General features: G+C 54.0%; 11 protein-coding genes. 10 read left to right on the top strand and 1 reads right to left on the bottom strand.

All coding sequences use genetic code 11. From position 1 onward, the window contains the following. Positions 1-220 precede the first annotated feature (220 nt). Genes ulaA through NNN71_RS23065 form a run of 6 tightly spaced genes read left to right on the top strand, consistent with a single transcriptional unit; the run spans position 221 to position 4626 of the window. Positions 221-1621 (top strand): PTS ascorbate transporter subunit IIC, encoded by a 1401-nt coding sequence (ulaA, locus tag NNN71_RS23090; protein WP_163445849.1) that lies wholly within the window; start codon positions 221-223, stop codon positions 1619-1621. A gap of 11 nt (positions 1622-1632) precedes the next feature. Next, positions 1633-1938: a PTS ascorbate transporter subunit IIB gene (ulaB, locus tag NNN71_RS23085; RefSeq protein ID WP_163445848.1), complete on the top strand. Its 306-nt coding sequence runs from the start codon at positions 1633-1635 to the stop codon at positions 1936-1938. Between the two features lie 9 nt (positions 1939-1947). After that, positions 1948-2415 (top strand): PTS ascorbate transporter subunit IIA, encoded by a 468-nt coding sequence (gene ulaC, locus NNN71_RS23080; protein WP_167577050.1) that lies wholly within the window; start codon positions 1948-1950, stop codon positions 2413-2415. A gap of 12 nt (positions 2416-2427) precedes the next feature. Continuing rightward, entirely contained in the window at positions 2428-3078 is a 651-nt protein-coding gene (locus NNN71_RS23075; RefSeq protein WP_163445846.1) for a 3-keto-L-gulonate-6-phosphate decarboxylase UlaD, read from the top strand. A 10-nt stretch (positions 3079-3088) separates the two neighbouring features. Further along, complete coding sequence (locus tag NNN71_RS23070) at positions 3089-3943, top strand: L-ribulose-5-phosphate 3-epimerase (protein WP_163445845.1); 855 nt, start codon at positions 3089-3091, stop codon at positions 3941-3943. Beyond that, positions 3943-4626: an L-ribulose-5-phosphate 4-epimerase gene (locus NNN71_RS23065; protein ID WP_223803446.1), complete on the top strand. Its 684-nt coding sequence runs from the start codon at positions 3943-3945 to the stop codon at positions 4624-4626. The genes NNN71_RS23070 and NNN71_RS23065 overlap by 1 nt, the downstream gene beginning before the upstream one ends. 80 nt (positions 4627-4706) lie before the next feature. On the opposite strand, the gene NNN71_RS23060 is transcribed toward NNN71_RS23065, so the two are convergent. Beyond that, positions 4707-4982, bottom strand: coding sequence for a DUF1471 domain-containing protein (locus tag NNN71_RS23060; protein ID WP_163445843.1), 276 nt, complete (start codon positions 4980-4982; stop codon positions 4707-4709). Positions 4983-5320: 338 nt separating this feature from the next. Here NNN71_RS23060 and rpsF point away from each other — a divergent pair, with 338 nt between their 5' ends. The 4 genes from rpsF to rplI are packed head-to-tail and all read left to right on the top strand — an operon-like array spanning position 5321 to position 6760. Continuing rightward, positions 5321-5716, top strand: coding sequence for a 30S ribosomal protein S6 (gene rpsF, locus NNN71_RS23055; protein WP_042321529.1), 396 nt, complete (start codon positions 5321-5323; stop codon positions 5714-5716). A gap of 6 nt (positions 5717-5722) precedes the next feature. Then, positions 5723-6037: a primosomal replication protein N gene (priB, locus tag NNN71_RS23050; RefSeq protein ID WP_064546888.1), complete on the top strand. Its 315-nt coding sequence runs from the start codon at positions 5723-5725 to the stop codon at positions 6035-6037. A 4-nt stretch (positions 6038-6041) separates the two neighbouring features. Continuing rightward, positions 6042-6269 carry a 30S ribosomal protein S18 gene (gene rpsR, locus NNN71_RS23045; RefSeq protein WP_000135199.1) on the top strand — a complete coding sequence of 76 codons (228 nt, stop codon included), beginning with the start codon at positions 6042-6044 and terminating at the stop codon, positions 6267-6269. Positions 6270-6310: 41 nt separating this feature from the next. Next, positions 6311-6760, top strand: a complete 450-nt coding sequence (rplI, locus tag NNN71_RS23040; RefSeq protein WP_163445842.1) for a 50S ribosomal protein L9 — start codon at positions 6311-6313, stop codon at positions 6758-6760. Positions 6761-6855 lie beyond the last annotated feature (95 nt).

The following is a 6855-nucleotide window of genomic DNA, read 5'->3' as shown; positions in this document are numbered from 1 at the left end:
TGGTTAGTCTATGTTTTATTTTTAATTTATTGATTTATATTGTTTATTTTTATTTTTTCTCAAGAGATCACTATTCCATGTTAAGCATAAGCTTATTATTGCGGCGTCCGTCACACTTAATCAAATTAAATCTTGTTGTGATTATTTTTGATTATTAGAGTGTTTAGCACCCGGCTGAACAGGGCTGTCGGTTCAGCATCCTCATTTACTGGAGAGCGTTATGGAGATCCTCTACAACATCTTTACCGTCTTTTTTAACCAGGTGATGACCAACGCCCCGCTGCTGCTGGGTATCGTGACCTGTATCGGCTACATCCTGCTGCGTAAAAGCGTGAGCGTGATTATCAAGGGCACCATCAAAACCATTATCGGTTTTATGCTGCTGCAGGCGGGTTCCGGCATTCTGACCAGCACCTTTAAACCGGTGGTGGCAAAAATGTCTGAGGTTTATGGCATCAACGGCGCGATTTCCGATACCTACGCATCCATGATGGCGACCATTGAACGTATGGGCGAGGCCTATAGCTGGGTGGGATATGCGGTGCTGCTCGCGCTGGCGCTGAACATCTGCTACGTGCTGCTGCGGCGAATTACCGGCATCCGCACCATCATGCTCACCGGCCACATCATGTTCCAGCAGGCCGGGCTTATCGCCGTGTTCTTCTATATCTGTGGTTATTCCATGTGGACCACCATTATCTGCACCGCGGTGCTGGTGTCGCTCTACTGGGGGATTACCTCCAACATGATGTACAAGCCGACTCAGGAAGTGACGGACAACTGCGGCTTCTCCATCGGCCACCAACAGCAGTTCGCGTCGTGGATTGCCTACAAGGTAGCGCCGTATCTCGGTAAAAAAGAGGAGAGCGTTGAAGAGTTAAAACTGCCGGGGTGGCTGAATATTTTCCATGACAATATCGTCTCGACGGCGATTGTGATGACCGTCTTTTTCGGCGCCATTCTGCTCTCCTTCGGCCTTGACGTGGTGCAGGCCATGGCCGGTAAGACCCACTGGTCTATCTATATCCTGCAAACCGGCTTCTCGTTTGCCGTGGCGATTTTCATCATTACCCAGGGCGTACGCATGTTCGTCGCCGAGCTTTCGGAGGCCTTTAACGGCATCTCGCAGCGGCTGATCCCCGGCGCCGTGTTGGCGATTGACTGCGCCGCCATCTATAGCTTTGCGCCGAATGCCGTGGTGTGGGGCTTTATGTGGGGCACCATCGGCCAGTTGATTGCCGTTGGCATTCTGGTGGCCTGCGGCTCTTCCATCCTGATTATTCCTGGCTTTATCCCGATGTTTTTCTCCAACGCCACCATTGGCGTGTTCGCGAACCACTTTGGCGGCTGGCGAGCGGCGCTCAAAATTTGTCTGGTGATGGGGATGATTGAAATCTTCGGTTGCGTGTGGGCGGTGAAACTCACCGGCATGAGCGCCTGGATGGGCATGGCTGACTGGTCGATTCTGGCACCACCGATGATGCAGGGCTTTGCCTCCATTGGGCTGATTTTTATGGCCGTCATTATCGTGATTGCCCTGGCTTATATGTTCTTCGCTGGCCGCAGCCTGCGCGCCGAGGAAGATGCACAAAAACAAATGGCAGAAGTTTCTGCTCACTAAGGAGTGTGATTATGACCGTACGTATTCTGGCTGTATGTGGTTGTGGGCAAGGCAGCTCCATGATTATGAAAATGAAAGTCGACCAGTTCCTCAAAGAGCAGGGCGTAGACCATACGGTAAACAGCTGCGCCGTCGGCGAGTACAAAAGTGAACTCAGCGGAGCCGATATCATTATTGCCTCCACCCATGTGGCGAGCGAAATCACCGTCTCCGGCAACAAATACGTGGTAGGGGTGCGCAACATGCTCTCGGCGGCTGATTTTGGCCCGAAGCTGATGGAAGTGATCAACGCGCATTTTCCGAAAGACGTTAAGTAAGGGTCAGTCATGAAGCTACGTGATTCATTGGCGGAAAATCATTCCATCCGCCTGCAGGCAGAAGCGAACAGCTGGCAGGAGGCGGTCAAACTGGGCGTTGACCTGCTGGTGGGGGCCGAGGTGGTTGAGCCTCGCTACTTCCAGGCCATCCTCGACGGCGTGGAGCGTTTTGGCCCCTATTTTGTGATTGCGCCAGGCCTGGCCATGCCGCATGGCCGGCCAGAGGAAGGGGTGAAGAAAAACGGCTTTGCGCTGGTCACGCTGAAAACACCGTTGGTCTTCAACCATGAAGATAACGATCCGGTCGATATCCTTATTACCCTGGCGGCGGTAGATGCCCGCACGCATCAGGAAGACGGCATCATGCAGATCGTCAATCTGTTTGAAGATGAAGCTAACTTCGACCGTTTACGCGCCTGCCGCAGCGAGCAGGATGTACTGGATTTAATCGATAGCGCCACCGCGGCGGCTGTGTAAGGGAGAATCAAAATGTCATTACCAATGTTGCAGGTGGCGCTGGATAACCAGACGCTGTCCCACGCTTATGAAACCACCCGCCTGATTGCGGAAGAGGTCGATATTATCGAGGTTGGCACCATTCTTTGCGTGGGTGAAGGCGTACGTGCCGTCCGCGATCTGAAGGCGCTGTACCCGCATAAAATCGTGCTGGCGGACGCCAAAATCGCTGATGCGGGCAAAATTCTCTCCCGTATGTGTTTTGAGGCCAACGCCGACTGGGTCACCGTGATCTGCTGTGCTGATATCAACACCGCCAAAGGCGCGCTGGAGGTGGCGAAAGAGTTTAGCGGCGACGTGCAGATCGAGTTAACCGGTTTCTGGACCTGGGAACAGGCACAGGAATGGCGCAATGCGGGTATTCAGCAGGTTGTCTATCACCGCAGTCGCGATGCGCAGGCCGCGGGCGTGGCGTGGAGTGACGCGGATATCAGCGCGATTAAGCGTCTGGCGGATATGGGCTTTAAAGTCACCGTCACCGGTGGGCTGGCACTGGAAGACCTGCCGCTGTTCGCCGGCATTCCAATCCACGTCTTTATCGCCGGGCGCAGCATTCGTGATGCGGCATCCCCGGTGGAAGCGGCGCGTCAGTTTAAGCGTTCTATTGCTCAGCTCTGGGGCTAAGGAGCGGCCTATGTTGTCGAAACAAACGCCGCTTGGCATCTACGAAAAAGCGCTCCCTGCCGGGGAGTGCTGGCTCGAACGTCTGCGGCTGGCGAAAACGCTGGGTTTTGATTTTGTTGAAATGTCGGTGGATGAAACCGACGAGCGCCTGGCGCGTCTCGACTGGCGCCGCGAGCAGCGCTTAGCGCTGGTGAGCGCGATTGCCGAAACCGGCGTGCGCGTACCGTCGATGTGCCTGAGCGCCCATCGCCGTTTCCCGCTCGGCAGTGAAGATGACGCCGTTCGCAACCAGGGGCTGGAGATCATGCGTAAAGCCATCCAGTTTGCCCAGGATATCGGCATTCGGGTAATTCAACTGGCGGGCTACGACGTTTACTACCAGCAGGCGAACGATGAAACGCGCCGTCGCTTCCGTGACGGGCTCAAAGAGAGCGTTGAAATGGCCAGTCGTGCGCAGGTGACGCTGGCGATGGAGATCATGGATTACCCGTTGATGAACTCGATCAGCAAAGCGTTGGGTTACGCGCACTACCTCAATAATCCGTGGTTCCAGCTCTATCCCGACATCGGCAACCTGTCGGCGTGGGATAACGATGTGCAGATGGAGCTTCAGGCGGGGATGGGGCACATTGTGGCCGTACACGTGAAGGACACGAAACCCGGCGTGTTCAAGAACGTGCCCTTTGGTGAAGGCGTTGTCGATTTCGAACGTTGCTTCACCACGCTGCGGGAAAGCGGCTACTGTGGACCCTATCTGATTGAAATGTGGAGCGAAACGGCTGCCGATCCGCTGGCGGAAGTGGCGAAAGCCCGCGATTGGGTGAAAGCGCGGATGGCCCGCGCCGGTTTGCTGGAGGCGGCATAATGAAAACGCTAAAGCAGCAAGTGTTTGAAGCCAATATGGATCTGCCGCGCTACGGGCTGGTGACCTTTACCTGGGGCAACGTCAGTGCCATTGACCGCGAGCGCGGCGTGATAGTGATCAAACCCAGCGGCGTCGCCTATGAGACGATGAGCGTGGACGACATGGTGGTGGTTGATATGGCTGGAAACGTGGTGGAAGGGCGGTTTCGGCCCTCTTCCGATACCGCCACGCATCTGGCGCTATATCAACGCTACCCATCGCTTGGCGGCGTCGTGCATACCCACTCGACTCACGCCACGGCCTGGGCGCAAGCCGGATTGGCTATCCCGGCGCTGGGCACCACTCATGCCGACTACTTCTTTGGCGATATACCCTGTACCCGCGGCCTGAGCGAGGTTGAAGTGCAGGGGGAGTATGAGCTGAACACGGGTAAGGTGATTATTGAAACGTTGGGCGACGTTGAGCCACTGCATACGCCAGGCGTTGTAGTTTATCAGCACGGCCCGTTTGCCTGGGGTAAGGACGCGCACGATGCGGTGCATAACGCCGTGGTGATGGAAGAGGTGGCTCGAATGGCGTGGATTGCGCGCGGGATTAACCCAGCGCTCAGCCCCATCGACGGCTATCTCATGAATAAACACTTTATGCGTAAACACGGGCCAAATGCCTACTACGGACAGTAGCTGGCGGTACTAATGTGGCTCCGGAATCTGTACATCCCTGGGATGTGACGGGTCTGATTCCGGAGCCTTTTTTATCGCTATTAGCGATAAAGCGCGGCGCTGGCGTGGATCAAGCCGTCGCTGCCCGGTTCATGCACCAGGATTGGCTGGAAGTATTTTGCTCCCTGAGCATCGCTTTCCTGACTGAGCGCCCGATCGGCCTCTTGCTCAGTGGCGATATTATGATTGATATAGATAACCCCCAGGCTGTGAACATCGTCCATGTTACGCGCCTGACGGCCATCGATCTTAATGGCGGCCTGTGCGCTGGCGCTAACCAGTAGCGTAGCGATAATGGCAATCATGATGTTTTTCATACTCGACTCCTGACTCACGGTCCTGACGGTTACTCTGCTCTCCTGTGGTGGTGGGGGGCTTCTGATTTAAGTGTAATCACTCTTTAGCGGATGTATCGCGACCATTTCTGATGCTGTCGTTCAAAAAAATGCATCATCCGTTACTGTTCAATTTTAAATCATCTACTTAGATCAACTTCACGCTTTGTGCGAACTTTTTGTGCAATTAGCTTGAGTTTCAGGGGGGAGGCAAGTATTATGACGCGTCAATTTTTCAGCCGCCCTTTAACACGTTCCTTGCCTCCATGGGCCGCGGCTGACCCAGACAGGAGGCTGAATAATCCGTAAGGAGCAATTCGATGCGTCATTACGAAATCGTTTTTATGGTCCATCCTGACCAGAGCGAACAGGTTCCGGGTATGATCGAGCGTTACTCTGCTGCCATCACTGGTGCAGAAGGCAAGATCCACCGTCTGGAAGACTGGGGCCGCCGTCAGCTGGCTTACCCGATCAACAAACTGCACAAAGCTCACTACGTTCTGCTGAACGTTGAAGCGCCGCAGGAAGTGATCGATGAGCTGGAAACTACCTTCCGCTTCAACGATGCCGTTATCCGCAGCATGGTTATGCGTACTAAACACGCTGTTACTGAAGCATCTCCGATGGTTAAAGCGAAAGACGAGCGTCGTGAACGTCGCGATGATTTCGCTAACGAAACCGCAGATGATGCTGAAGCTGGGGATTCTGAAGAGTAATTTCTGATGACCAACCGTCTGGTGTTGTCCGGCACCGTGTGCAGGATGCCCCTTCGAAAGGTCAGTCCATCAGGAATTCCTCATTGCCAGTTCGTGCTTGAGCATCGTTCTGTGCAGGAGGAAGCCGGTTTTCACCGGCAGGCGTGGTGCCAAATGCCTGTAATAATCAGCGGGCAGGAAAACCAGGCCATTACTCACAGTATAACGGTCGGTAGCGCAGTCACCGTGCAGGGCTTTATCTGTTGCCACAAAGCAAAGAATGGCCTGAGCAAAATGGTACTGCATGCCGAGCAGATTGAATTGATAGATTCTGGAGACTAGCCATATGGCACGTTATTTCCGTCGTCGCAAGTTCTGCCGTTTCACCGCGGAAGGCGTTCAAGAGATCGACTATAAAGATATCGCTACGCTGAAAAACTACATCACCGAAAGCGGTAAGATTGTCCCGAGCCGTATCACCGGTACCCGTGCAAAATATCAGCGTCAGCTGGCACGCGCTATCAAACGCGCTCGCTACCTGTCCCTGCTGCCGTACACTGATCGTCATCAGTAATCGGTCACGGTCCATTAATACGACTTTGAGAGGATAAGGTAATGCAAGTTATTCTGCTTGATAAAGTAGCAAACCTGGGTAGCCTGGGTGATCAGGTTAACGTTAAAGCGGGCTACGCTCGTAACTTCCTGGTCCCGCAGGGTAAAGCTGTTCCTGCTACCAAGAAAAACGTTGAATTCTTCGAAGCACGCCGCGCTGAACTGGAAGCCAAACTGGCTGAAGTTCTGTCTGCTGCTGAAGCTCGTGCTGCGCAGATCAACGCACTGGAATCCGTAACCATCGCGTCTAAAGCTGGCGACGAAGGTAAACTGTTCGGTTCCATCGGTACTCGCGACATCGCTGACGCTGTAACTGCAGCTGGCGTTAAAGTTGCTAAGAGCGAAGTTCGTCTGCCGAACGGCGTTCTGCGTACCACTGGTGAGCATGAAGTGGACTTCCAGGTTCACAGCGAAGTGTTCGCTAAAGTTATCATCAACGTTGTTGCTGAGTAATCTGCAACCCACGTTTTGATAACAACAAGACGCCGGCCTCGTGCCGGCGTTTTGCCTTTCTGAGCCACCACTTTTCGACTGGCTATTTTTCATCC

The organism is Kluyvera sp. Awk 3, from assembly GCF_028069715.1.
Taxonomy (GTDB): domain Bacteria; phylum Pseudomonadota; class Gammaproteobacteria; order Enterobacterales; family Enterobacteriaceae; genus Kluyvera; species Kluyvera georgiana_A.
Note: the sequence above shows the minus strand (reverse complement) of the source record. Positions and strands in the feature narration are given on the sequence as shown.

Excerpts from the sequence above, each read along its gene's own strand:
- NNN71_RS23060 (WP_163445843.1), bottom strand. The coding sequence starts at position 4,982 with ATGAAAAACATCATGATTGCCATTATCGCTACGCTACTGGTTAGCGCC.
- ulaC (WP_167577050.1), top strand. The coding sequence starts at position 1,948 with ATGAAGCTACGTGATTCATTGGCGGAAAATCATTCCATCCGCCTGCAG.
- rplI (WP_163445842.1), top strand. The coding sequence starts at position 6,311 with ATGCAAGTTATTCTGCTTGATAAAGTAGCAAACCTGGGTAGCCTGGGT.
- rpsF (WP_042321529.1), top strand. The coding sequence starts at position 5,321 with ATGCGTCATTACGAAATCGTTTTTATGGTCCATCCTGACCAGAGCGAA.
- NNN71_RS23065 (WP_223803446.1), top strand. The coding sequence starts at position 3,943 with ATGAAAACGCTAAAGCAGCAAGTGTTTGAAGCCAATATGGATCTGCCG.
- ulaB (WP_163445848.1), top strand. The coding sequence starts at position 1,633 with ATGACCGTACGTATTCTGGCTGTATGTGGTTGTGGGCAAGGCAGCTCC.
- NNN71_RS23070 (WP_163445845.1), top strand. The coding sequence starts at position 3,089 with ATGTTGTCGAAACAAACGCCGCTTGGCATCTACGAAAAAGCGCTCCCT.
- NNN71_RS23075 (WP_163445846.1), top strand. The coding sequence starts at position 2,428 with ATGTCATTACCAATGTTGCAGGTGGCGCTGGATAACCAGACGCTGTCC.
- ulaA (WP_163445849.1), top strand. The coding sequence starts at position 221 with ATGGAGATCCTCTACAACATCTTTACCGTCTTTTTTAACCAGGTGATG.
- rpsR (WP_000135199.1), top strand. The coding sequence starts at position 6,042 with ATGGCACGTTATTTCCGTCGTCGCAAGTTCTGCCGTTTCACCGCGGAA.
- priB (WP_064546888.1), top strand. The coding sequence starts at position 5,723 with ATGACCAACCGTCTGGTGTTGTCCGGCACCGTGTGCAGGATGCCCCTT.